This is a genomic window from Bartonella tribocorum (assembly GCF_002778015.1).
Classification (GTDB): domain Bacteria; phylum Pseudomonadota; class Alphaproteobacteria; order Rhizobiales; family Rhizobiaceae; genus Bartonella; species Bartonella tribocorum_B.
Genome location: NZ_NJPP01000020.1, coordinates 1 through 24,063, shown reverse-complemented (window position 1 = coordinate 24,063; position 24,063 = coordinate 1). Strand labels below are relative to the sequence as shown.

Below are 24,063 nucleotides of genomic sequence, written 5' to 3'. Positions count from 1 at the left end.
TAAAGAGCTGTTTTGTGTATGGTTCAACATGCGTTGTCGTTGCGTATATTTGACAGAGAAACAGGTCTTTTTTTATGTCGCATAATACTTTTGGTCATTTGTTTCGTGTAACAACATGGGGTGAAAGTCATGGTGTTGCTCTTGGTTGTGTCATTGATGGTTGTCCACCAGGCATTATTTTTACGCTTGCAGAAATTCAAGCTTATCTTGATAAGCGAAGACCTGGGCAATCCTTATATACAACGCAGCGCCAAGAACAAGATCACGTAGAAATCCTTTCAGGAGCGATTGCTCAGGAAGATGGGACAACATTAGTTACAACAGGAACACCAATTTCTCTGTTGATTCGAAATACAGATCAACGCTCGCAAGATTATGGAGAAATCGCTCATCAATATCGTCCTGGTCATGCAGATTATACGTATGATGTTAAATATGGCATTCGTGATTTTCGGGGCGGAGGGCGTGCTTCAGCACGCGAGACAGCAGCGCGTGTTGCGGCTGGTGCATTGGCTCGTAAGGTTGTTCCTAATTTGCTTGTACGAGGTGCCGTGGTAGCAATTGGTCCCCATCATATTAATCGTGATCGTTGGGATTGGTCAGAGGTTGAGAATAATCCTTTTTTTACAGCTGATGCAGAGATGGTTCAGATTTTTAGCGACTATATCCGTAAAATCCGTAAAGATGGGGCATCTGTTGGTGCGGTTGTTGAGATCGTTGCAGAAAATGTTCCGGCAGGTTTAGGAGCCCCTATTTACGCAAAACTTGATCAAGACATTGCCTCCTTACTTATGTCAATTAATGCGGTAAAAGGGGTCGAAATTGGTGATGGTTTTGCGGCAGCCTGCCTGAGAGGAGAAGAAAATTCTGATGAAATGCGGATGGGAAATGATGGAAAACCACTTTTTTTATCCAATCATGCAGGTGGTATTTTAGGCGGAATATCGAGTGGACAGCCAATTGTTGCACGTTTTGCTGTAAAGCCTACTTCATCAATTTTAACACCTCGTCGCTCCATTGATGTTGATGGTCATGATGTAGGCGTGATAACGAAGGGACGCCATGATCCATGTGTTGGGATTCGTGCTGTTCCTGTTGGTGAAGCGATGGTTGCTTGTGCTATTGCTGACCATTATTTAAGACATCGCGGTCAAGTTGGCTGATTGAGAAGGTGAATAATGGCCTATAATGAAGAGAAAATTGTTTCAGCACTTCAAGCTTTTGAACGCGGTGAAATTGTTGTGGTGACAGATGATGATGACCGTGAAAATGAAGGTGATTTAACGGTTGCAGCAGCGCATTGTACAGAAGAAAAGATGGCATTTATTCTTCGTCATACAACAGGTATTGTGTGCACACCTATGCCAAAAAAAGAAGCACAACGATTTAATCTTGCGCCTATGGTACCAGATAATAACTCTGCACATGGGACGCAATTTACTGTGACTGTTGATTTTAAACATGGAATAACGACGGGGATTTCAGCGCACGATCGTACATTAGCGGTGCGTAATCTTGCAAATTCAAATGCAAGTGCGGATGATTTTGTTCGTCCGGGGCATATTTTCCCTCTGATTGCACATGAAGGGGGGGTTCTTATGCGTTCAGGTCACACGGAAGCCGCTATTGATTTATGTAAATTAGTTGGTTTGCCCCCCGTTGGTGTTATCGGTGAATTGGTCAATGATGATGGGAGCGTTAAACATGGAGATCAGATTACAAAATTTGCACAAGACAATCATTTGCATATAATAACAGTTGCCGATTTGATCGCCTACCGCCAGCGTAAAGAAATATTGATCAAGCATGTTGGAGAAATGCCGATTGAAACATCAATAGGCCAAGCTGTTGTGCAAAGTTATCAACTTCCTTGGGAAGCGGTTCAGCATATTGCAATCATTTTTGGCGATATCCGTGAGGGGGAGGATATACCTGTGCATTTACATCATGAAAACGTTATAAATGATGTTTTTTGTCAATCTTCAAATATTATGGTGATGATGCAGCGTATGATGGCAAAAGAAAAACGTGGTGTGTTTGTTTATTTGCGTGAAGGATCTGTTATACACTCAACGAGTGGTATTCAAAACATGACAAGAGACGGTTCAGAAAATCATGTGCAGGCAATTGAACGCGGAGAAGAATGGCGCAAAATTGGTTTAGGGGCACAGATTTTAAAATATTTAGGAATAAGCTCTGTTATTGTTTATGCCTCTAAAGAGCATCATTATGTAGGTTTAGAAGATTTTGGAATTCGTATATCTAGAACAGATATTTTTTGAGGTTCATATGAAAAAAGAAATACAAGAGGGGGATATTACGGCTTTGAGCTTTGAGCAAGCGCTTAAGCAACTTGAAGTTATTGTTGAAAATTTGGAACGTGGCGATGTACCTTTAGAACAATCCATTGATATTTATGAACGTGGTGAAGCGCTTAAACAACATTGTGAAAAACTCTTGAAGGTTGCTGAAGCCAAAGTTGAAAAAATTCAGCTTTCACAGGAAGGTTTTCCAGAAGGAGTAGAACCGCTTGATGCTCAATAATATTAAATATTTTTAGATATTTATTGTGGGAATTAGGAGATGCAATAATCTTAGTTTATAGACAGAAAATTTTATTGATTTCTTTTTTATAAAATAAGTTAAAAATGGGAAAAAGCATCAATCATCTCAAAGAAAGAAGAGTATTTTTCAGTAAAAAAGATGTAAAATTCTCAATAACAAAGTAGAGAAGAAATGTTTTATCGTTGCTTTCTCTTGAGTTAAGATAATAGGAAGGATTTTTTGTTGTCTCATGTCTTAACACCATTGCTTGACCGTGTTTGTTTTCCGCAAGATTTGCGGGCACTCCCGGAGTCTGATCTGGTACAGTTGGTTGATGAGTTACGGACCGAAACAATTGATACGGTTTCTGTAACAGGGGGGCATCTTGGGGCAGGACTTGGTGTTATTGAGCTTACAGTTGCATTACATTATATTTTTAATACACCAGAGGATAGGATTATTTGGGATGTTGGTCATCAAGCCTATCCGCACAAAATTTTAACGGGGCGTAGAGAAAAAATTCGCACATTACGTCAAGAAGGCGGGCTATCAGGTTTTACAAAACGTTCAGAAAGTGTGTATGATCCATTTGGAGCGGGGCACTCATCGACTTCTATTTCGGCAGGGCTTGGCATGGCGGTGGCAAGTGCTTTGAAAGCAGAGACAAACCGCAATATCATTGCTGTCATTGGTGATGGTGCTATGTCTGCGGGCATGGCTTATGAGGCAATGAATAACGCTGGTGCTTTGAATGCACGCTTGATTGTTATTCTAAATGATAACGATATGTCTATCGCACCGCCTACAGGTTCTATGAGTGCGCATCTTGCACGGTTAGTGTCTCGTCCTTCTTATCGTCATTTGCGTGAACGCGTAAAGATGTTGAGCGAAAAATTGCCAAAGTTTTTTTTGGATAAGGCACGTCGTTCAGAGGAATTTGCGCGTGGCCTTTTGGTTGGAGGAACGTTATTTGATGAGCTTGGCTTTTATTACGTTGGCCCCATAGATGGGCACAATTTGGGGCATTTATTGCCGGTGTTAAAAAATGTTCGTGAATATCCTCATGGTCCTGTTTTGGTGCATGTTGTAACCCATAAGGGAAAGGGATATCCACCTGCAGAAGCCGCATCTGATAAATATCATGGTGTTAATCGTTTTGATATTATGACAGGAAAACAGGTTAAGCCATCAAGTAGTATTCTATCCTATACCAAAGTATTTTCTAAAGCTTTAATAGAAGAAGCATGCCATGATGATAAGATTGTTGGCATAACGGCAGCGATGCCAGCAGGGACAGGGCTTGATTCTTTTGCAGAAAAATTTCCTAAAAAAATGTTTGATGTTGGTATTGCTGAGCAACATGCCGTAACTTTTGCGGCAGGACTTGCGTGTGAAGGATATAAGCCTTTTGTTGCAATTTATTCTACTTTTTTACAGCGTGCTTATGATCAAATTATTCATGATGTATCAATTCAAAAATTACCGGTACGTTTTGCCATTGATAGAGCGGGGTTTGTGGGGGCAGATGGTGCAACACACGCTGGCAGTTTTGATATTGTTTTTTTGGCCACGCTTCCTGAGTTTGTTGTTATGGCACCTTCAGATGAACTTGAACTGATGCATATGGTGCGTACAGCTGCAGCTTATGATCAAGGTCCCATTTCTTTTCGTTATCCACGTGGTGAAGGTATTGGTATAGATTTACCACAACGTGGTGAGATATTAGAGATTGGAAAAGGACGTATTCTGCGTGAAGGAAATAGGATCGCTCTGGTTTGTTTTGGAACACGGATGTCAGAAGTGTTGCGAGCTGCTGATATGTTGGAAGCTAAAGGGTTATCGATAACGGTTTCAGATGCACGGTTTGCAAAACCTTTGGATAAGGATTTGATACGTTGTTTAGCGCGTGAGCATGAAGTTTTGGTAACAATTGAAGAAGGTGCAATCGGCGGATTTGGAGCGCATTTATTGCAATTTTTAGCACAAGAAGGGCTCTTAGAGCACGGTTTGAAAGTTCGTACACTAAAACTTCCAGATGAATATTTGAATCATGGTTCACCAGAAAAAGTTCTCTCAACGAGAGGGCTTGATGCTATGGGTATTGTCAACACGGTGTTAACGGCCATGGGGCATGAGATTCGAATGGAATAGAAAATTCGAGTATGAGATGGCTTCCAGAAAAAGGCTCGATATTCTTTTAGTTGAAAAAAACTTTTTTGCGACACGTTCCCGTGCACGTGATGCTGTCATGCGCCAAACAGTTAAAGTTAATGGTGAAATCATTTTTAAAGCGGGGCAAACCTTTTTTGATGATGCAGAGATTGTCGTTTGTGATCCAGCACAGAATTATGTTTCGCGAGCAGCATTGAAATTGATTGCAGCACTTGATGCATTTCCGATTGTAATGGATAAAGTGACAGCCATTGATGTGGGTGCATCAACAGGTGGTTTTACACAAGTTCTCTTAGAACGAGGAGCAGCCCATGTCATTGCTGTTGATGTTGGGCATCATCAATTTGATACACGTTTATTGGGCAATAGTGCTATAACATTATTAGAAGGCTTGAATGTTAGAGATTTTCAAGAGAAACATTTAGGCGGGCGGAAAATTGATCTGATTGTTTCAGATGTTAGCTTTATTTCTCTCAAACTTGCATTGCCCCCTGTTTTGTCTTTATCTAAGAAGAGCACCCAAGCTGTTTTACTGGTAAAGCCTCAGTTTGAAGTTGGTCGTAAACACATTGGTAAGGGAGGAATATTAGATCCATCAAGAGCTAAAGAAACCGCTGAGGAACTTTTTGTCTGGTTAAACACTCAAACAGGGTGGCGTGCAAAAGGTTTACTTCCTTCCCCTATTACAGGTGGTGATGGCAATGTGGAATATTTACTATTTGGAGAAAAGCAACAGTGAGTGACAATGTCATCATCGACCATCTTGGAGCAAATGGTTATGGTGTTGCTAAGACGACGCACGGTTTTGTTTATGTCCCTTTTACCTTACCGGGAGAATGTGCTGAAATTACTGTGCATGGAAAATATGCAACATATATAGCATTAAAAGAAAAATCACCAGAACGCGTTGATGCGCTTTGTCAGCATTTTGGAGAATGTGGAGGCTGTACGCTTCAACATTGGCGTTCTGATGCTTATCGCGTATGGAAACGACAATTGGTTGTTGATGCGCTTAAAAAGTATGGCATTCATAGTGTTGTTGCACCTTTAATAGAATGTAAACCCTATAGCCGACGGCGGGTGACTCTAACAGCATCCATGACTCCACAAGGTCAAAAAGTTGGTTTTAACCGTTATCTTTCTCATGAAATTATCGCTCTTGAGGAATGTTCCGTAAGCCATCCAGAACTTATTTCTCAGTTGTGTAATATCAGAAAGCTCTGTGCTTTTCTAAGCAGCTCTGCCAAACGGTTTCATATTACGATAACACGCGTTGAAAATGGTTTAGATGTTGCTTTAAGCGGTTGTACTGTACACCATGAATCACTTCGTCAGAAAATGATCAATGCTGCTCTTTCATATGGGATTACCCGTTTGTCTGTTGAGGGTGAAGTTTTGATTGAACGAGAAAAACCAGTGATTTATTTGGGAGATGTCCGTGTTGAATTTCCTTCTGGTGGTTTTCTTCAAGCAACCTGCGAAGCTGAAAATATAATGGGCAATATTATTTTGACTCATTTAAAAAAAGCAAAGAATGCTCTTGATTTGTTTTCAGGGGTAGGAACATTTACCTTGCGTATGGCAAAAAAGATGAATGTTCATGCAGTAGAAAATGATGAAAAAGCATTAGAAAATTTAAGTTCAGCAGCACATTTTTCAACTGATTTAAAAACAATCACGTGTGAAAAACGTGATCTTTTCCGCCATCCACTTTCTGTAAAGGAACTTGAATGTTTTGAATATGTTGTTTTTGATCCTCCTCGTGCTGGTGCAGAGGAACAAGTCCGTGAATTGGCGAAGGCAACAGTATCACGTGTTGTGGCAATTTCGTGTAATCCTGCTACATTTGCGCGTGATTTATCACTTCTTGTTGCAGGGGGCTATACAATAGAAGAAATCACACCAATTGATCAGTTTTTATGGTCACCTCATGTTGAAATTGTTGCTGTTTTGAGCAAAAAGAAAAAGAAGCAGGGCTGGAAGCTTTAGCCTGAAATTTTTTTAGTTCACGTGAATATTATTATAAAATCTTTTCCTCATTTATCTATAATAATGGCCTTTTTCTTTTCTCTTTGAATAAGAACACTGAATATAAGACGTGTTCTTATTTTAGACTTTTTTATAAAGACAGTATTTCTCCACACAAAAAACGAACCCATTACAAAGAAGGTGCGTCTGAGCAAGGCGGGCACTACCGTCATATTTGCCATCTCCCAATGTCGTGATAGCCTTTGGCATTTGAGATGGTTCATAAGAGGCATGTTTTTTGTACAGTTTCATGCCGCACGGTTCTCTCCGCTTATAGCGTATAAACCAATGGATTTTATTGATTCAACATATACAGATTTAAAATAAGAGAATCCGCTGTATTCAAGGTTCTAATGTAAGTTGAATAACGCTTGATTATCTTTATAACAATGCATTGCATCAAAAATATCCTCCCTTATAAATTATTTTAAAAGATGGGAAGGGAGCAATATTGGGAAGGAATGAAAAAGTCTATTCTTTTATAAGCGCAGTTCCACCGATTGTCATATTATTGATTCGCATATGAGGTTGCCCAACACCAACAGGAACATTTTGCCCAGCTTTTCCACACATACCAATACCATTATCCAGTTTGCTATCATTTCCAATCATTGTGATACGTTTCATAGCATCCGGACCATTTCCAATAAGAGTAGCACCTTTGATTGGCGCAGCAATTTTACCATTTTCTACTCGGTATGCCTCAGTACATTCAAAAACAAATTTGCCAGAAGTAATATCCACTTGCCCTCCACCAAATGAAACAGCATAGATACCACTTTTAAGGGAGGAAAGGATTTCTTCAGGTGTTTTATCTCCTCCTAGCATGATTGTATTGGTCATTCGTGGCATTGGAGCACAAGCATAGGATTCACGACGCCCATTTCCAGTTGATTTACTCCCCATAAGCCGTGCATTAAGCCTATCTTGCATAAAACCAACAAGCTTTCCATCCTCAATGAGAACGTTATATGCTGAAGGGGTCCCTTCATCATCGATCGTGAGAGAACCACGGCAATGAGGAATTGTTCCATCATCAACAACTGTAACACCTTTTGCCGCAACTTGTTGTCCTAAAAGTCCAGCAAAAGCAGAAGTTTTTTTGCGATTAAAGTCACCTTCTAAACCATGACCTACGGCTTCATGGAGCATAACGCCAGGCCATCCATTAGCTAAGACAACATCAAATGTTCCGGCAGGTGCTGCTTCTGCTTGTAGATTTGTTAAAGCCATACGCAAGGCTTCATCTGCGGCTTGTTTCCAATTGTCTTCACAAATAAACTGATCAAATGCTTGGCGCCCCCCACATCCATAAAAACCATTTTCACGTCGATTACCTTCAGCCGCAACCACAGATATAGAAAGCCGTACAAGGGGACGAATATCACGAACCAAATATCCATCTGCACGTAAAATTTCGACATGTTGTAGTGAACCAGAAAGAGAAACAGTTACTTGATGCAATTTATCATTTTTTTCCCGTAAATAAGCATCAATTTTTTGCAAAAGAGCACTTTTTTCTTCAAATGACGGAGCATCAAGGGGATTATGCGGTTGATAAAGTTTTTTATTTGTTTGTTGAGGGGCTATGCTATAAGGTCCGGCATGATTATTATAGGTAACAGCTTTAGCTGCTTCACAAGCACGTTTGAGTGCAGCAAGTGATAATTCACTAGAATGTGCATATCCAGTCGCTTCTCCAGCAACGACACGCAGACCAAACCCCATATCTTGATGAAAAGAGCCGTTTTTAAGTTGTCCATTATCAAATAAAAGGGCTTCGCTTTCTGTGTACTCGAGGTAAAGTTCACCATCATCAGCATGATGAAGCGTTTCCTGTACAAGCGATTGCACTCTAGAGGAAGCAATATCAAAACGATCAATCAGCGATTTCATAAGAATTATCCTATTTTTATTGGGGGCTTAGAAGATTTTCATTGATCTAATTTAAGAGGCTCTCAAAATATATGATGAGATTTTAATCGTTTAAAGTATGTCGATTTCATTCATGTAGGTAAGGTTGCATAGGCATCGCCAAGACCATTAAGATCAACGAGACCTCCAATCCCTTGTTCAGGGGTTGTAAAGATAAAATAAGTTGCCATTTTTCCTTTTAAAAAGAGTTGTAATATGTCTTCTTTAAGAAAAGCTTCAGCAACACAATTATCACCAAGACAACGACGATATTCCATTCTACCCATATTTTTATCATCAATTTTAATTCCAACACCAGGACGTAATTCAACACGAATCGGAACAAAAACACGCATTAAAGCACCTTGCTTTTGAGGAAGTTTATAAAATGTAACGCGCAAAGTAATATCATGACGACCTTGTGTATGAACGTTTTGTACAATTTCACATTGCATATTAGGTGTCCCTGGTGGAAGAGCACAAACTTTTGTCCATGCACCATAGGTTTGTGGAGCGGGGACATTTTGCGCATAGGGTGTTTGTGCAAAAGCGCAATTGATAGAACTACTATAAAGTGGGTGAAGAACAGCAGCAATAAAACAAGCTTTTTTGAATAATTTATAAAATATCACAGAAAATTCCATCCAACTCAACAGACACACAATCATGCATAGATGTGCACAAAAAACGAATTCTTCACATAAAAACTATAACACAAAACCAGTATTTACCAAAATATATTCATTCCTATACAAGAAATAAAGAAAAAAGAAAGAGCATTTTATAGAAGATCAATTTTCAGCATGGCTTTATGATGTTTAGTAGGATAGATTGCAATGTACAAAGAGAATATTGATTAGAAAAATGTCTTTTTACTGCAAATATTTCTATCTGTTTTTAGGGGATAGGTAAAAGAGAGGTATCCTATATTTTCTCAAAAATATGATTGGCCTTGATTAGTTATTTCCACACGTGAGATAATATTTGCCAGATATATTGGTTTGTGCCAGATATATTTGTCTGTGAATAACAAAAATGGAAAAGGGTTTTGAGTGGAATGTCTGTTTCAGGAGAGTTATCGGTTTCAAATGGCCAATCAACGCCACCAAAATCCAGTATTGGTGATTATATCACATTATTAAAGCCGCGTGTTATGTCTCTTGTGGTCTTTACAGCATTTGTTGGTTTAATGGTGTCTCCTGTTCCCATCAATCCGTTGTATGGTTTTTTAGCAATTTTATGTATTGCTGCTGGCGGCGGCGGTGCGGGAGCACTTAATATGTGGTATGATGCCGATATTGATGCCCTGATGGAACGGACCAAAAAGCGCCCTATTCCTATGGGTAAAATCAGCCCCCGCAAGGCATTTATTTTTGGCATGGCGCTTTCCATGTTTTCGGTCTTGGTTATGGGGAGCTTCATTAATTGGTTTGCGGCGTTTTTTCTTGCTTTCACAATCTTCTTTTATGTTGTTATCTACACAATTTGGTTAAAGCGTATTACACCACAAAATATTGTTATTGGGGGTGCTTCTGGTGCTTTTCCACCAATGATTGGGTGGGCAACGACAACAGGGACAGTGAGTATTGATAGTTTTTTATTATTTTTAATTATTTTTATGTGGACTCCCCCCCATTTTTGGGCTCTTTCTCTCTTTTCATCTCTTGATTATGAGGCAGCAGGTATTCCTATGATGCCTAATGTACGAGGTGAAAACTCAACAAAAAAACAGATCTTATTTTATACTGTTTTGATGGTACTATGCGCCACTATTCCTTACTTTACGGGTCTTGGTGGACTTTTTTATGGCATATTTTCGACAATTTTAGGTCTTATTTTCATTTATTTTGCCTATCGTTTGTGGAAAGCTGATACATATGATGAAACTATTTTGATGGCCAAAAAAACATTTTTCTTTTCGTTACTTTATTTGGCAGCTATCTTTGGAGTTCTTTTGATTGAATCTCTTGTTTGGTATTTTATCATTCCTTAGACAAATAAAATGAAAAAGCAAATTTTAAAAGAGCTTTTCTTCAAGAAAATGCTGTAAAAAACACTATAGAGTGTGTTCTGATGCAAAAGATGATATTGCGCGTTTTTTTACATTGCTTATTCATGTACAATGAATGTTTGTTTGAATATGAGACTGAAGCTATAGAGATTAAGGATGATTTATGTCTGGACTTCCCCCTTTAACAATACGTCTTTGTGGTCCACGTGGATTTTGTGCAGGGGTTGATCGTGCTATCCAGATTGTTCTTCTTGCATTAAAAAAATATAGTGCTCCAGTATATGTTCGTCATGAAATTGTACACAACCGCTACGTGGTTGAGGGATTACAGCAAAGGGGAGCTGTTTTTGTTGAAGAACTTGATGAGATTCCAGAAGAACATCGCAGTCAACCGGTTGTTTTTTCTGCCCATGGTATACCAAAATCTGTCTCAGAAGAGGCACGACATTATAATTTGTTTTATCTCGATGCAACATGCCCATTAGTTTCAAAAGTTCATAAACAAGCGATACGTCATCAACGTCTCGGTCGTCATGTTATATTGATTGGTCATGCTGGCCATCCTGAGGTTATAGGGACCATGGGACAGCTTGAAGATGGGGCTGTGACGCTCATTGAAACGATAAAAGATGCTTTGCATTATCAACCAAGTGATCCAGATAAATTAGGATTTGTTACACAAACAACACTTTCTGTTGAAGATACAGCAGGAATTCTCGATATATTACAACAACGTTTTCCTGCATTAGCAGCCCCAGCGGCTGAGTCAATTTGCTATGCTACAACAAATCGACAAGATGCGGTTAAGGCAGCAGCAAAGGGAAGTGATTTGTTTTTGATTGTTGGAGCGCCAAATTCTTCTAATTCACGACGTTTGGTAGAGGTTGCCGAAAAGTCTGGTGCGCGGCAAGCTGTTTTAGTTCAGCGCGCTGATGAAATTAATTTTGAAAACCTTAAATCTCTTTCGGTTGTCAGTCTTTCAGCAGGGGCTTCGGCGCCTGAAATTATTATTGATGAAATTATTTCAGCGTTTCGTGAGCGTTATGATGTGAGAATAGAATTAGCTGAAACAGTGGTAGAAACGGAAAGATTTTTAGTAAGTCGCGAATTACGTGACGTCATTTTAACCTCTCAAGATATGGCATTTGTGAATGGTCAAGGAAATAATGCAAAAAATGAAAATCAGAATACAGATATGTCTAAAACGAAAGTAGAATAATGGCCGTTTATACAGATATTCATCCAAATGATTTAAAAGCATTTTTAACACGTTACACAATAGGGTCACTTTTGTCTTATCAAGGGATAGAAGAAGGAATTGAGAATTCTAATTTTATGCTGGAGACAACACAAGGACGGTTTATTTTAACACTTTATGAAAAGCGTATTTCAAAAGATGACTTACCCTTTTTTTGCCGTTTGATGCAGCATTTAGGGCAGCGTGGAATTCCTTGTCCACAACCCGTTATTCAAAATAATGGAATGATGATCAGTGAACTAGCAGGACGCCCTGCTGCTATTATCACCTTTCTGGAAGGAGAGTGGATTCGACAACCCGATATAGGTCATTGTGGCGAAGTAGGTACGGGGTTAGCGCAATTGCATTTAGCCGGACAGGATTTTGTTCTCAGTCGTAAAAATACGCTTTCTATTATGGATTGGCAGGTATTGTGGCAACGTTGTCAAATAACAAAAGATGCACTGTTAAAAGAGTTTGGACAAAAAATTGAGTCAGAATTGGCTTTTTTACAAGAAAATTGGCCATTCAATTTACCAACAGGTATTATTCATGCGGATTTATTTAATGATAACGTCTTTTTTGTAAATCATCGTCTTTCTGGTATAATAGATTTCTATTTTGCTTGTAATGACTTTTTTTCTTATGATTTAGCGATTTGTTTAAATGCTTGGTGCTTTGATCCTGATCATTCCTATAATCTTACCAAAGCACGTAACTTATTGGAAAATTATCAAAAAATAAGACCATTGATCCCTTTAGAATTGGATAAGATTGTTTTATTGACTCGCGGTGCGTCTTTACGTTTTTTACTCACACGTCTTTATGATTGGTTTAATACACCGCCTGATAGCTTTGTTATTAAGAAAGATCCGTGGGAATATTGGCACAAACTCTGTTTTTTTAGTAACGTCAATTCGCTCAGTGAATTAGGTTTTTAAATTTTATGGCAAGTCAACAAAAAGTCGTTGAAATTTATACAGATGGTGCTTGCTCAGGAAACCCTGGAGTTGGAGGCTGGGGAGCAATTTTACGCTGGAATGGTCATGAACGTGAACTTTGTGGCGGCAAAGATTATACAACAAACAATCAAATGGAACTTATGGCGGCAATTTGTGCATTAAAGGCGCTTAAAGAATCCTGTTTGGTCGATCTTTATACAGATTCAGTTTATGTGCGTAACGGTATATCTAAGTGGCTTGAAGGATGGAAAAAGAATAATTGGCGGACTGCATCAAAAAGTCCTGTGAAAAATATAGAGCTATGGCAAGCTCTTGAGGATGCTTGTTCTTGTCATACAGTCAGATGGCACTGGGTAAAAGGGCATGCGGGCCATCCAGAGAATGAACGCGCTGATGCTCTTGCTCGTAAAGCAATCGCTGAATATCGCGAAAATGGGCGTTTTCCAATATAATTACTGTTTGAGAATCTTTTCTCTTTTATCATGGGATAGTAAGAGGGGGTGATTGTGTATGGAATACAAATGTTCCACTTAAGGCGTGATCTTTAAAAGAAACGGTATAAAAAATTTTTTGATTAGTTTCCTTTGGTACGAAATAGAGTGGAGCGCTAAAGAGTGTATAATCTGCATTATCACTGATTTTTTTTGCTGCTCCAATTTGCAATTCTCCCCCATCTAAAAAGAGAGAGTAAGGCTTGGTTTTGTTGTTATTTTGTATTTTTATAAGAAGGGTATTATTATTTTTTTTAGCGCTTATTTTTAAAGCATTTTGCGTCATGCGCGGCAAAGAATCTTGGGCGTTTTTTAACAAGGAAGCGGGTAGAGGTTTGTGTTTAAGAGAAGATGGTGAAAAATCAAAGTTAACAGTCAATGGAAGGCAGATTTTATTACATAATCCAAGCGTGAAAGCACCACTTAAATTTTTACTTGAAGAAGATAGATTAAAGGGTAATAGCACTTTATCTTTATAGCCTAATGACCAATCATTTTCTGTTTCAAAAAGCTGTGGAGTAGGATAAAAGATTTCATAAGCAACCTGTTGACTAAAATTAAAAAAAGGTGCCATTCCTGAATTACCTGGATTACGCCAGTACGTTTTCCACTCCGGCTTCAGTACAATTTCGATAAAACCTTCTCTCATTCCAGAATGAGAAGGTTCAGTGATTGCTAAACGAATATGAGCGCCTTCTGATTCATACCAAGAGGTTGAGAAAAGCTGGAGTTTTTGTTCTGTTTGAGCATTTACAGAAACTTTAAGTAATTCTAAAACTATGAATGTTAAGCTTAAAGTAACGAAAAGCTTTTTATAAAAGGAAGTTGTGATATTTTGTAAACTTGTAAATATGTGACTTCTTCTCATTGGAGTTTTATTTTCCTAGTGTACTAAATGGACGAACTTTTATCATGTAAATTATGGAGAATAACAGATTAATGAAGCAGTGTAATGGCTTTTTAGGTGGACAATTACTCATAGCAATGCCTGGGATGAATGACAAACGATTTATTCGTTCTGTGATTTATGTTTGTGCGCATTCTGATTCTGGTGCGATGGGCATTATTCTTAATAAATTGCATCATATTGATTTTACAGAGCTTTTGCTTCACCTTGGCGTAATAGACAGCGAGCAAAGGAAACGTCTTTCTGAACCAGTAAAACAATTTCCAGTTCGCTATGGTGGGCCTGTTGATCCTTCGCGCGGATTTGTCCTTCATTCAGATGATTATGCTTGTGAAGAAACTATTTTTATTGCAGATAAGGTCTGTTTTACGGCGACAATTGACATATTAAAAGCAATCAGTTGTGAACAAGGCCCACAACATGCACTGGTAGCATTAGGTTATGCTGGATGGAAAGCAGGACAACTTGAGGCGGAAATTTCTACAAACGGTTGGCTAATTAGTTCTACATCACCTAGTTTTCTTTTTGAAAGTGATTTAAGTCGCAAATATGATAAAAGTTTAACCCGCATGGGGATTGATCCAATTTATCTTGCTTCTCAAATGGGAAATGCGTAGAGTTTTTTCTGGGCTTTTTAACTTTAAACGTTATTCTATCCCTTATGTTTTTCTTTTAAAGAAGCATCTCTCAGTGCGCGTCACACTCATTTTGCGACGGCGTTTGTGAGTGGTATTACGGTCAACTCATTGAGCCCCCATCTTTGCGTTTGCAAAGTGACAAGCTAGGCACCATCGTTATATTTTTCACCCCTCAATATTTCGCGAGAGCTCTTGGTACTTAAGACGATTCATGAAAAGGCATTTTAGCCCTTTTTGAAATCGTTTTTTCTCCACTTAGGCTCGTCCTACTTGTGACATGCAATCGAAAGGTTTTGATTGTTTCAACATGAGAGAGATTTTGAAATAAGAAAATCCTATGGTATTCAGAGTGTTCATTCAAGTTGAATAACGCTAAATTATTCTTATAAATCAGTATTTGGTTTATAAGGGAAATGGCTTTGAACGAGTGTAATTAATTCTTCTATGGCAATTGGTTTTGTTACAAGAGTGCTTTGAACATATTTACAGCCTTCTTGACGCAGGAAGATTGCCTCTTTTTCATTTTCAACACCTTCTGCGATAATTTGTAACTTAAGATCTGTTGCCATATTAATGATAGACTTGAGAACAAGTTTCTGTTTGAGAGAGTCGATTGAGATCAGCGAACGATCAAGTTTAACCATATCAAATGGATAACGCACAAGATAGGTCAGTGACGAATAACCCGTTCCAAAATTATCCAGTGCGAGGTTCATTCCAAGTGTTTTAATTTGTTCGAGAAAGTGTGCCGAGTGTTCAGGATTATTTCTTAAGACAAATTCAGATATTTCAATCATCAAGCTGCCTTTGTTGAGCGGATGGCGAAGCAAAGCGGCACGCAATTGACTTATAAAACGAGGATGAATCATTTCTGCGCTTGGTAAATTAATTGAAATAAAGAAAGACTGTTGAGAAAATTTTTCTTGTACATTTATAAGATCAATAATAGCATTATCGATGATAAATTGTGACAAATGCATAACGATTTTTTCGTTTTCTATGATCTTTATGAAATCAGAGACATTTAAATTTCCATAAGTTGGATGATGCCATTCTACAATTGTTTCAAAACCAATAATATGGCCGTCTGATAAATTAAGGATAGGATGGTAGAGGATTTTCATTTCATGACGTTTTATGGCATAATGAATATCTTTCTCTAGAATATTATGTTCGAGGCCTAAAGCGCGAAAATTAGGACGAAAAGGTTCAATATGATTCCCCCCCATTTGTTTTGCACGAATCATCGCTAATTCACTGTCATTAAAAATATCTTTCGCTGTTGATCTGCTTTCACTCCATGTAACCAGTCCAATAGACGTCGAAAGGATTACTTTGTTTTCTGGCAGTGAAATAGGTGCTGAAATTGTTTTGTGCAAATGATCTGCAAATGCTGCAATTTTTTGGGGTTCAGTTTCACTGAGTAAAATAATTGCAAAGCGGTCTGCTGAAAGGCGCGATAAAGTGTCTTGAAAGTTAATAAGACGATTTAAACGACGGGCAATTATAAGCAATACCGTATCCCCAACGGCTATGCCTAATTTGCGATTAATTTGGCGAAAATTGTCAAAATCAATCATAAAGACGGTCGGTCTAATTTTAATATTTGCTTTTGCCAAAGAGGTATAATTTTGTAGTCTATCGAAGAAAATTTGCTGGTTAGGCAGGCCAGTTAAACTGTCGTGGATTGCATCATGCAATAAGCGTTCTTCAGATTTTTTATGGTTAGTAATGTTGACAATGGTTCCAATGACACGTGTGATTTTTCCATCTTTTTGCATAGCTGGACGTGCACGAAGAGAAAACCAATGATAATAGCCACCACCGGAAGAAAGCCGAAAAGTTTGATCAATACGCCCTTTTTTATTTTTAAGAATGATATCCAAGACGGCTTGAAAACGTTCACGATCATCATAGTGCAAAGCTGAAATCCAGTTGCGCATAGTCCCATTGAGGTTTTTGATTTCAGTACCAAAAAGAGTTGTCATGTTTGGATGAACAACAATACGATCACGCTCAATATTCCAATCCCAAATAATATTTCCAGCTCCTTTTGCTGCGAGAACTTGTTGTTCAAGGTCGGAGAATATTCCTTCATGGAAAGCATCATTAGAAAAGGTTTGTTGCAGAACAGTAAAGCTAATGAGAAGAACAATGAGTACTAATCCTCCAGCTAATGCTGGCTGGATAATATCATTGTTTAAATTTCCTGCTATGCAGGCATAAGCTCCCACACACCAAAAGCTAATAAGCAACCATGTTGGGATAAGCATAATGGCGCGGTCATAGCTTCTGATTGAAAAATAGATGATTAACAGTATACCCAAAACAGCCGTAAGACCAAATGATAGACGGGCAATTCCTGCTGCTCTGATTGGATCATAAATAGCAAAGGCTCCCAGACTGCAAAAGGCAATGGTCCAAGCGATAGCACCATAACTAAAATGATAATGCCAGCGATTAAGATTGAGGTAGGTAAAAAGAAAAATGAAGAGTGTTGCAACAAGTGCTACTTCTGTACCAGCACGCCAAATTGGTTGTGTTGTGAGTGTAACTGCAAAGAATTTATTTAAAAAGTTGAAGTCAATACCAATATAAAAAAGTACGGCCCAAGCAACAGCAGCTGTCGCAGGAAACAGTCCCGTTCCACGGACAACGAAGAGAACAGTTAACAAAAGTGCTAAAAGACCTGATATCCCAAGAAGAATACCATGATAAAGCGTATAAGAATTAATGGCATCCTTATAAGCTTCAGGTTGCCATAAATAGATTTGCGGTAGATTGGCAGAGTTAAGTTCAGCCACAAATGTAACAACAGCACCAGGATTAAGGGTGATACGAAAGATATCAGAGTTTGCACTCGGTTGACGATCGAGAGAAAAGCCTTCGCTTGGCGTTATGGATTGAATCCGTGCTGATCCAAGGTCTGGCCAAAAAAATCCAGAACGCGCCATGCGGTAATGGGGTGCAACGATGAGACGATCAATCTGTTCATCTGTTGGATTTGCAAGAGAAAAAACTGCCCAGTTTCCGGAAAATTTTTCACTTTTTGCCTGCACTTCAATACGCCATACAATACCATCTGGTCCTGGCGCTGTACTTGTTTGAAAAATAGAGTTGCTTGTATGGTGAATTTCAATTGCTTTTGAAAGATCAAGAGCAGCATCCTGAGAAGAAATTTTAACGGGCTCAATAGCATGTGCTGATGTAATATGAACAAAAGAACTAACGACGATAATGAAAATGATGTCGATTATTTTACGCAAATTCTTCACAATGTCCCACTCTCAATATTTTAAGGTGTTTAATTTTCATGTAGATTTTTGAGAAAAAACGTTCACCTTTTATAATTATTTACAGAATAAATTGTTATCATTTTCTCTTAAAATTATACGATTTTATATACCAATAAACCACCTACGCCTTTGCCTTCATGAAACTTGAAGCAGATGGAATTTTTATATTTTAAAAGGACAAAGTTAAATCATGAATTTTCAAATTTCACGGATATATCTTTATTCGTTAAAATCTCTATCACATGAAGGAGAAATTGGATAGTTTTGTACGCCTTTTTGCCCAATATTTCCAAAACTTATTTAATGAGAAGAGTTTTTTGGTAAATTTTATGATAAAATATATGCATGTTCATTGTGATGCTTCTTTAGAAAAATAGTTTTTACTTTAGCTTATATGAAAGAGTTGACGTTAAATCATCAAAATTCATGAGGGAGCCTACAGGTCCGACAGCAGTGAGTGTTGGCGTGGAATTTGTAAACAAACGATGCGCTAAATCCATTAACCTTGTAGGCGTGATGAGATTGAGGCGTTCAATTGTTTCTGATATTGGAATGGGGCGACCGTAAAGAAGTATTTGGCGCGCAATGAGATGTGCTTGACTAGAAGGATTTTCTTGTGACATTGTGAGATTAGCACGGTATTGCGTTTGTGCTCGTTTGAGTTCATTGGCGTGAATATTTTTGCTTGCCTTGGAAAGTTCTTCAAGAATCACAGGCAGAAGTTCTCTGAGCCCTTCTTGTCCAGTAGCTGCATGAACACCAAAAAGCCCAGTATCTGAAAACCCCCAATGAAAAGCATAAATAGAATAGCATAACCCACGTTTTTCTCTGATTTCTTGAAAAAGACGTGAGGACATCCCCCCACCAAGAATGATTGAAAGAATTTGGGTAGCATAAAAATCACGTGCGTGATAAGCACGCCCTTCAAATCCTAAAACAACTTGTGTATCCATTAAATCGCGATATTCACGAAAATCTCCGCCGACATAATTGGCAAGATTAGGAAGAGAGGCGGTTGAATGAGAGCGAAAAGTACCAAGACGACTTTCAATTTCTTTTAGAAAGCTTTCGTGCTTTACAGCTCCTGCTGCAACGACAATCATACGATCTGCACTATATTGTTTATTAATGAAATCATGAAGATCAGCAGATGTGAATGATTGAATAGTTTTAGCTGTTCCTAAAATAGAGCGACCAATGGATTGATGACGAAAGGCCGTTTCTGTAAAGTGATCAAAAACAATATCATCAGGTGTGTCATGGGCGGCACCAATTTCTTGAAAAATGACTTGTTTTTCTCGTTCTAGTTCATCTTCGTCAAATTTTGAATGCATCAAAATATCGGCTAAAATGTCGATAGCAAGTGGGATATCGCTTTTAAGGACACGTGCAAAATAAGCTGTTGTTTCCATACTGGTTGTGGCATTAATTTCACCACCAACATCTTCAATATCGGTTGCAATTTGAAATGCGGTACGGTTTTCGGTTCCTTTAAACGCCATATGTTCAAGCAGATGGGCGATACCATGCTGTGTGAAGGTTTCATTGCGTGAGCCCACTTTAACCCATATTCCGAGTGCGACACTATCAATCTGTTGCATTGTATGTGTGGCGATAGTCAAGCCATTACTAAGGCGACAGACATTTACATCCATGTATTTACGACTCCATTAACAAGCTAAATACCTCATTGTTAAGGGTATGAGAATATTCTTGATTTAAATTAATGCTGCTAACTTTAATAAGATGCACGCGATTTTAAAGAAATATAATCTTTTACTATTTTTTCATCATTAGCAAGACTTATGAAGTGTTCTTCACCTTCCATGACATCATTGAGATGAGATGGCCATGGGGCATGAAGTCCACAAGCATTTTTAATCGTATCAGGAAATTTAGCTGGATGAGCCGTGGCAAGGACGACCATCGGAATATGCGGTTTTTTATTTTCGCGCGCTACTTTAAGGGCAACGGCTGTATGTGGATCAATAAGATAGCTACTTTCTTTATAGACACGATCAATTGTTTGTGCTGTTTCAGCCATATTACTTTTTCCAGCAGAGAAAAGAGAGCGGATATTTTTGAGTTGCTTTTCATCAAGAGCGAAAGATCCCGTTTTTTTCAAGTTTTCCATTGCATTGCGAATCCACATTGGATCACGATTACTACTTTCAAAGAGTAAACGTTCAAAATTAGAAGAAACTTGAATATCCATAGAAGGGGATGTTGTATGGACGATAGGGTGTGTTTCGTAAATACCGCTGGTCAATGTACGTGCAAGGATGTCATTATCATTTGTTGCAATAACCAATTGAGCAATGGGTAATCCCATACGAGCAGCAATATAACCTGCAAAAATATCACCAAAATTTCCAGTAGGAACAGTAAATGAGACAGCTCTATCCGGAACACCTAAAGAAAGTGCCGATGAAAAATAGTAAACAATTTGCGCCATAATGCGCGCCCAATTTATAGAATTAACACCTGAAAGGGCTCTTTTTTTACGAAAATGATGATCATTAAACATTGCTTTGACAAGAGCTTGGCAATCATCAAAATTTCCTTCAATAGCAATGGCATGAACATTTGTACTTTGATTGGTTGTCATTTGCCGTTGTTGAATAGGTGATACACGTCCTTTAGGGAATAAAATAAAAATATCTGAGTGTGCTTTTCCAGCACAAGCTTGTATCGCAGCCCCCCCTGTATCACCTGATGTTGCAGCAATAATCGTTGCAAATCTATTTTTTTTAGTCAAAACATAATCCATGAGTCGAGAAAGAAACTGCATTGCGACATCTTTAAAAGCTAAAGTAGGTCCATGAAAGAGCTCAAGAATAAATTCATCTGTTCCAGTTTGTCGTAACGGACAGACTGCTGGATGGTGGAAGGTTGTATAAGATTCAGAAACCATATTTTCAAAATCTGGGTACTCGATTTCGTTATTTACAAAGGGCCATAGAAGTGTTTTAGCAATTGTTGTATAAGACTGACCGCGAAGTGCGCGTAATGCATCAAATGATAATTGCGGCAATTTATCTGGAAGATAAAGTCCACCATCACTTGCCAGCCCTGTCATGATCGTTTCTGTAAAGCTTAAAGCAGGAGATTCACCTCTCGTGCTGATATATTGCATAAGTTTTATCCTTTTTTATTTCTGGCAAATTGATGAAGTTATTTATTTCATGTTTTTTATAATATTTAAATTATTAAATGGATAGAAGCTTATTTTATTCTTTTTGACTCAATAATGAAAGAAATAGTCCTAAGCATTTTTATTTTTGAGATATAAATGTCAAATGTTCACAGAGTGCTTGTTCCATCTGAAAAAATTTTCTCTATTATTCATTTGCTTAAATTTTACAAGGTGTCCTTACTTATGTATCTTCATGAATAATGAAATCAAATATATATAATGGTATTTATTGAAGAACTTTTTTAAAAAACTCAATTATCCAGAGCCATTTTATGCTCTTATATTTTGTAAAAATTAAATCTGTTAAACTAAACGTCAAAATAACACATCTTGAGACTTATACCGAAAAACTTATAAGGTAATTTTATGGTGTTTCGTGCGCAAATATATATTTTGAATAATATCTGTTTAGCTTAACGTATCATTTTATATACAAATAAGTATTATACTTGTGCTGTACAGTATGGTAACCTAGAGTTTATTTACAAAAAGCATAAAAACAGCTTGCTAAATGATGTAAAGCAAGCTGTAAAATATTCCTATTTTAAATAGGAAAAATCATTAAGTATCTTTGAATTATTTGTTTTTATTTTTTTCCGATTGCCCATCCGATTATCCCGCTAAATATAGCCATAACAAATCCGGTCAAGAATCCAAAACCTAAAGCTCCTGTTGTAGAAAACACACCTAAAGTAATCGGTTCAAACACTTTCTCAACTTTTCCCTCAAGAGCAGATTCATTTTTTGCTTCATGAGTGAAATTTGGTACATAAAGAGCAGCTATACTGACAGCTTTTTTCTTTCCTTGTTCGAGTAGAGAAATAGTTTCCACTTGAGCATCATTTTTCCAATGATGAGCATGAACATTTACAACTTGTGAAAATAAAAAAGCAACCGCTACAATAATATTTAATACGTAATTTTTCAATTTTTTAATCATAATTATCCCCAATATCCTTACTTTTGTTTTAAGCTGAATTGAATAGATATATCGGTAAAATTAGTGCACATTGAGGAAACAGAAGCATTTAAAGCTTTTTTCATTCTTAATGTGATAACTCTTCATTTTTTGTCATTAACCATAGATCAACACAGAATATATCCATAGTTTATGTTTCGTATAAGAAGATCTTACTCTGATGAAATTTCAATTTTAACGAACTTTAAAAAACGATACTATTTTGTTTATTATCAACCCTAAAAACATGCCTGCCATACTTGCTGCATAACCAATAGCCATCCCAGTACCAAAAGTTCCTATAGTGATAAGTTCAATAACCTTTTCAACTTTTCCATCACCAGTTGTCCCATTTTCTGTTTGGTAACTTACAGATGGAACATAGAAAGCAGTTGTAGAAATTACATCAGATTTCGCATTCTTTACTTGTTTCATTAGGGAAACGGAAAACTTTTCTTTTGGAGCCTCGTTTATCAAATAGTTTGCATTAACATTTACGGTTTGTGAAATAAAAAAAGTGCTCGATATAAAAACGCTTAAGATATAATTTTTAAATATTTTCATCATATCTTTACCTCAAATATTTTATACTCTGGATATTTGTATGTAAGCTACATCATTTATATTTGATCGTAAAATGAGCTTCATTACGAAATTTGTTGCAATAAATTATCGATACATAATGAAGCTATTATCCCTGTGTTTTACACTCAGATAACTTTTTGGATATCGATATTACTCTATCTATAAAACTTGCTAGCAATGCTATACAATTTAGTGCATATCCAGTAAACAATAATCCCGTTCCTATAGATATAGGTTCAATGACCTTTTCAATTTTTCCTTTATCAGTTATTTCATTTTCTGTTTGATAGCTTATAGAAGGAACATAGGAAAAAGTTGTAAAAACAACATCAGATTTCGCATTTTTTACTTGTTTCATTAGGGAAACAGAAAATTTTTCTTTTGGAGCCTCGTTTATCAAATAGTTTGCATTAACATTTACGGTTTGTGAAATAAAAAAAGTGCTCGCTATAAAAACGTTTAAACCATAATTTTTAAACAATTTAATCATAATTTACCTCAAATATTTTATACTATTCAATATACAATGCATAAATTTATTTATACTTTGGATATTTGTATGTAAGCTACATCATTTATATTTGATCGTAAAATAAGCTTCATTACGAAATTTGTTGCAATAAATTATCGATACATAATGAAGCTATTGTCCCTGTGTCTTATACTCAGATATTTTTTTGGATATCGATACTACGCTCTCTATTAAATTTACTAACAACGCCATACACCTTAGTGCACATCCAGTAAAAAATAATCCCATTCCTATAGACATAGGTTCAATGACCTTTTCAAATTTTCCTTCACCAGTTATTTCATTTTCTGTTTGATAGCTTATAGAAGGAACATAGGAAAAAGTTGTAAAAACAACATCAGATTTCGCATTCTTTACTTGTTTCATTAGGGAAACAGAAATTTTTTCTTTTTGAGCCTCGTTTATCAAATAATTTGCATTAACATTTACGGTTTGTGAAATAAAAAAAGTGCTCGATATAAAAACGCTTAAGACATAATTTTTAAATATTTTCATCATATCTTTACCTCAAATGTTTTTATTTATATATAAGCGAATATACATATAACTCACTTTATATAAAATTAGGATATTTCAATGTGTGTTTTTAGTC

At 37.3% G+C, this 24,063-nt stretch carries 21 protein-coding genes; 11 read left to right on the top strand and 10 right to left on the bottom strand.

The window, feature by feature from the left end; all coding sequences use genetic code 11:
- Positions 1-74 precede the first annotated feature (74 nt).
- The 6 genes from aroC (at position 75) to CEV08_RS06175 (ending at position 6,705) form a co-directional block, all read left to right on the top strand.
- The gene (gene aroC / locus CEV08_RS06200) at positions 75-1,163 is read left to right on the top strand and encodes a chorismate synthase (protein ID WP_100130820.1); all 1,089 of its coding nucleotides are present in this window, start codon (positions 75-77) and stop codon (positions 1,161-1,163) included.
- 15 nt (positions 1,164-1,178) lie between these two features.
- The gene (gene ribB / locus CEV08_RS06195; RefSeq protein ID WP_100130819.1) at positions 1,179-2,282 is read left to right on the top strand and encodes a 3,4-dihydroxy-2-butanone-4-phosphate synthase; all 1,104 of its coding nucleotides are present in this window, start codon (positions 1,179-1,181) and stop codon (positions 2,280-2,282) included.
- Positions 2,283-2,289: 7 nt separating this feature from the next.
- Complete coding sequence (locus CEV08_RS06190; RefSeq protein ID WP_100130818.1) at positions 2,290-2,544, top strand: exodeoxyribonuclease VII small subunit; 255 nt, start codon at positions 2,290-2,292, stop codon at positions 2,542-2,544.
- Between the two features lie 243 nt (positions 2,545-2,787).
- A complete protein-coding gene (gene dxs / locus CEV08_RS06185) occupies positions 2,788-4,695 on the top strand; it encodes a 1-deoxy-D-xylulose-5-phosphate synthase (RefSeq protein WP_100130827.1) in 1,908 nt (635 codons plus the stop codon).
- A 16-nt stretch (positions 4,696-4,711) separates the two neighbouring features.
- Positions 4,712-5,455 (top strand): TlyA family RNA methyltransferase, encoded by a 744-nt coding sequence (locus CEV08_RS06180; protein ID WP_100130817.1) that lies wholly within the window; start codon positions 4,712-4,714, stop codon positions 5,453-5,455.
- A complete protein-coding gene (locus tag CEV08_RS06175) occupies positions 5,452-6,705 on the top strand; it encodes a class I SAM-dependent RNA methyltransferase (RefSeq protein WP_100130816.1) in 1,254 nt (417 codons plus the stop codon). The genes CEV08_RS06180 and CEV08_RS06175 overlap by 4 nt, the downstream gene beginning before the upstream one ends.
- Positions 6,706-7,215: 510 nt before the next feature.
- Here the strand turns inward: CEV08_RS06175 and tldD are convergent.
- Both tldD and CEV08_RS06160 read right to left on the bottom strand, forming a co-directional pair.
- Positions 7,216-8,640 (bottom strand): metalloprotease TldD, encoded by a 1,425-nt coding sequence (tldD, locus tag CEV08_RS06165; protein ID WP_100130814.1) that lies wholly within the window; start codon positions 8,638-8,640, stop codon positions 7,216-7,218.
- A 110-nt stretch (positions 8,641-8,750) separates the two neighbouring features.
- Positions 8,751-9,290, bottom strand: a complete 540-nt coding sequence (locus CEV08_RS06160; RefSeq protein WP_100130826.1) for an invasion associated locus B family protein — start codon at positions 9,288-9,290, stop codon at positions 8,751-8,753.
- A 425-nt stretch (positions 9,291-9,715) separates the two neighbouring features.
- Between CEV08_RS06160 and cyoE the strand changes: the two genes are divergently transcribed.
- The 4 genes from cyoE to rnhA all read left to right on the top strand — a co-directional run bounded on the left by cyoE (position 9,716) and on the right by rnhA (position 13,320).
- Complete coding sequence (gene cyoE, locus CEV08_RS06155; RefSeq protein ID WP_100130813.1) at positions 9,716-10,651, top strand: heme o synthase; 936 nt, start codon at positions 9,716-9,718, stop codon at positions 10,649-10,651.
- Positions 10,652-10,832: 181 nt separating this feature from the next.
- Positions 10,833-11,888 carry a 4-hydroxy-3-methylbut-2-enyl diphosphate reductase gene (gene ispH / locus CEV08_RS06150; protein WP_100130812.1) on the top strand — a complete coding sequence of 352 codons (1,056 nt, stop codon included), beginning with the start codon at positions 10,833-10,835 and terminating at the stop codon, positions 11,886-11,888.
- Positions 11,888-12,847, top strand: a complete 960-nt coding sequence (locus CEV08_RS06145) for a homoserine kinase (RefSeq protein WP_100130811.1) — start codon at positions 11,888-11,890, stop codon at positions 12,845-12,847. Before ispH ends, CEV08_RS06145 begins: the two co-directional genes overlap by 1 nt.
- A gap of 5 nt (positions 12,848-12,852) precedes the next feature.
- Entirely contained in the window at positions 12,853-13,320 is a 468-nt protein-coding gene (gene rnhA, locus CEV08_RS06140; protein WP_100130810.1) for a ribonuclease HI, read from the top strand.
- Positions 13,321-13,348: 28 nt separating this feature from the next.
- On the opposite strand, the gene CEV08_RS06135 is transcribed toward rnhA, so the two are convergent.
- Positions 13,349-14,227 (bottom strand): protein-disulfide reductase DsbD domain-containing protein, encoded by an 879-nt coding sequence (locus CEV08_RS06135; RefSeq protein WP_100130809.1) that lies wholly within the window; start codon positions 14,225-14,227, stop codon positions 13,349-13,351.
- 71 nt (positions 14,228-14,298) lie between these two features.
- Here CEV08_RS06135 and CEV08_RS06130 point away from each other — a divergent pair, with 71 nt between their 5' ends.
- Positions 14,299-14,883 (top strand): YqgE/AlgH family protein, encoded by a 585-nt coding sequence (locus CEV08_RS06130; protein WP_100130808.1) that lies wholly within the window; start codon positions 14,299-14,301, stop codon positions 14,881-14,883.
- Positions 14,884-15,287: 404 nt separating this feature from the next.
- On the opposite strand, the gene CEV08_RS06125 is transcribed toward CEV08_RS06130, so the two are convergent.
- The 7 genes from CEV08_RS06125 to CEV08_RS06095 form a co-directional block, all read right to left on the bottom strand.
- Positions 15,288-18,179, bottom strand: coding sequence for an EAL domain-containing protein (locus CEV08_RS06125; RefSeq protein ID WP_100130807.1), 2,892 nt, complete (start codon positions 18,177-18,179; stop codon positions 15,288-15,290).
- Positions 18,180-18,580: 401 nt separating this feature from the next.
- A complete protein-coding gene (locus CEV08_RS06120) occupies positions 18,581-19,855 on the bottom strand; it encodes a M16 family metallopeptidase (RefSeq protein WP_100130806.1) in 1,275 nt (424 codons plus the stop codon).
- Positions 19,856-19,938: 83 nt separating this feature from the next.
- Complete coding sequence (gene thrC, locus CEV08_RS06115) at positions 19,939-21,336, bottom strand: threonine synthase (RefSeq protein WP_100130805.1); 1,398 nt, start codon at positions 21,334-21,336, stop codon at positions 19,939-19,941.
- Between the two features lie 646 nt (positions 21,337-21,982).
- On the bottom strand, positions 21,983-22,336 hold the full coding sequence (locus tag CEV08_RS06110; protein ID WP_100130804.1) for a hypothetical protein: 354 nt from the start codon (positions 22,334-22,336) through the stop codon (positions 21,983-21,985).
- Between the two features lie 213 nt (positions 22,337-22,549).
- Positions 22,550-22,921 (bottom strand): hypothetical protein, encoded by a 372-nt coding sequence (locus CEV08_RS06105; protein WP_100130803.1) that lies wholly within the window; start codon positions 22,919-22,921, stop codon positions 22,550-22,552.
- 124 nt (positions 22,922-23,045) lie between these two features.
- Positions 23,046-23,429 carry a hypothetical protein gene (locus CEV08_RS06100; protein WP_100130802.1) on the bottom strand — a complete coding sequence of 128 codons (384 nt, stop codon included), beginning with the start codon at positions 23,427-23,429 and terminating at the stop codon, positions 23,046-23,048.
- A 153-nt stretch (positions 23,430-23,582) separates the two neighbouring features.
- Entirely contained in the window at positions 23,583-23,969 is a 387-nt protein-coding gene (locus CEV08_RS06095; RefSeq protein ID WP_100130801.1) for a hypothetical protein, read from the bottom strand.
- Positions 23,970-24,063: the final 94 nt, after the last annotated feature.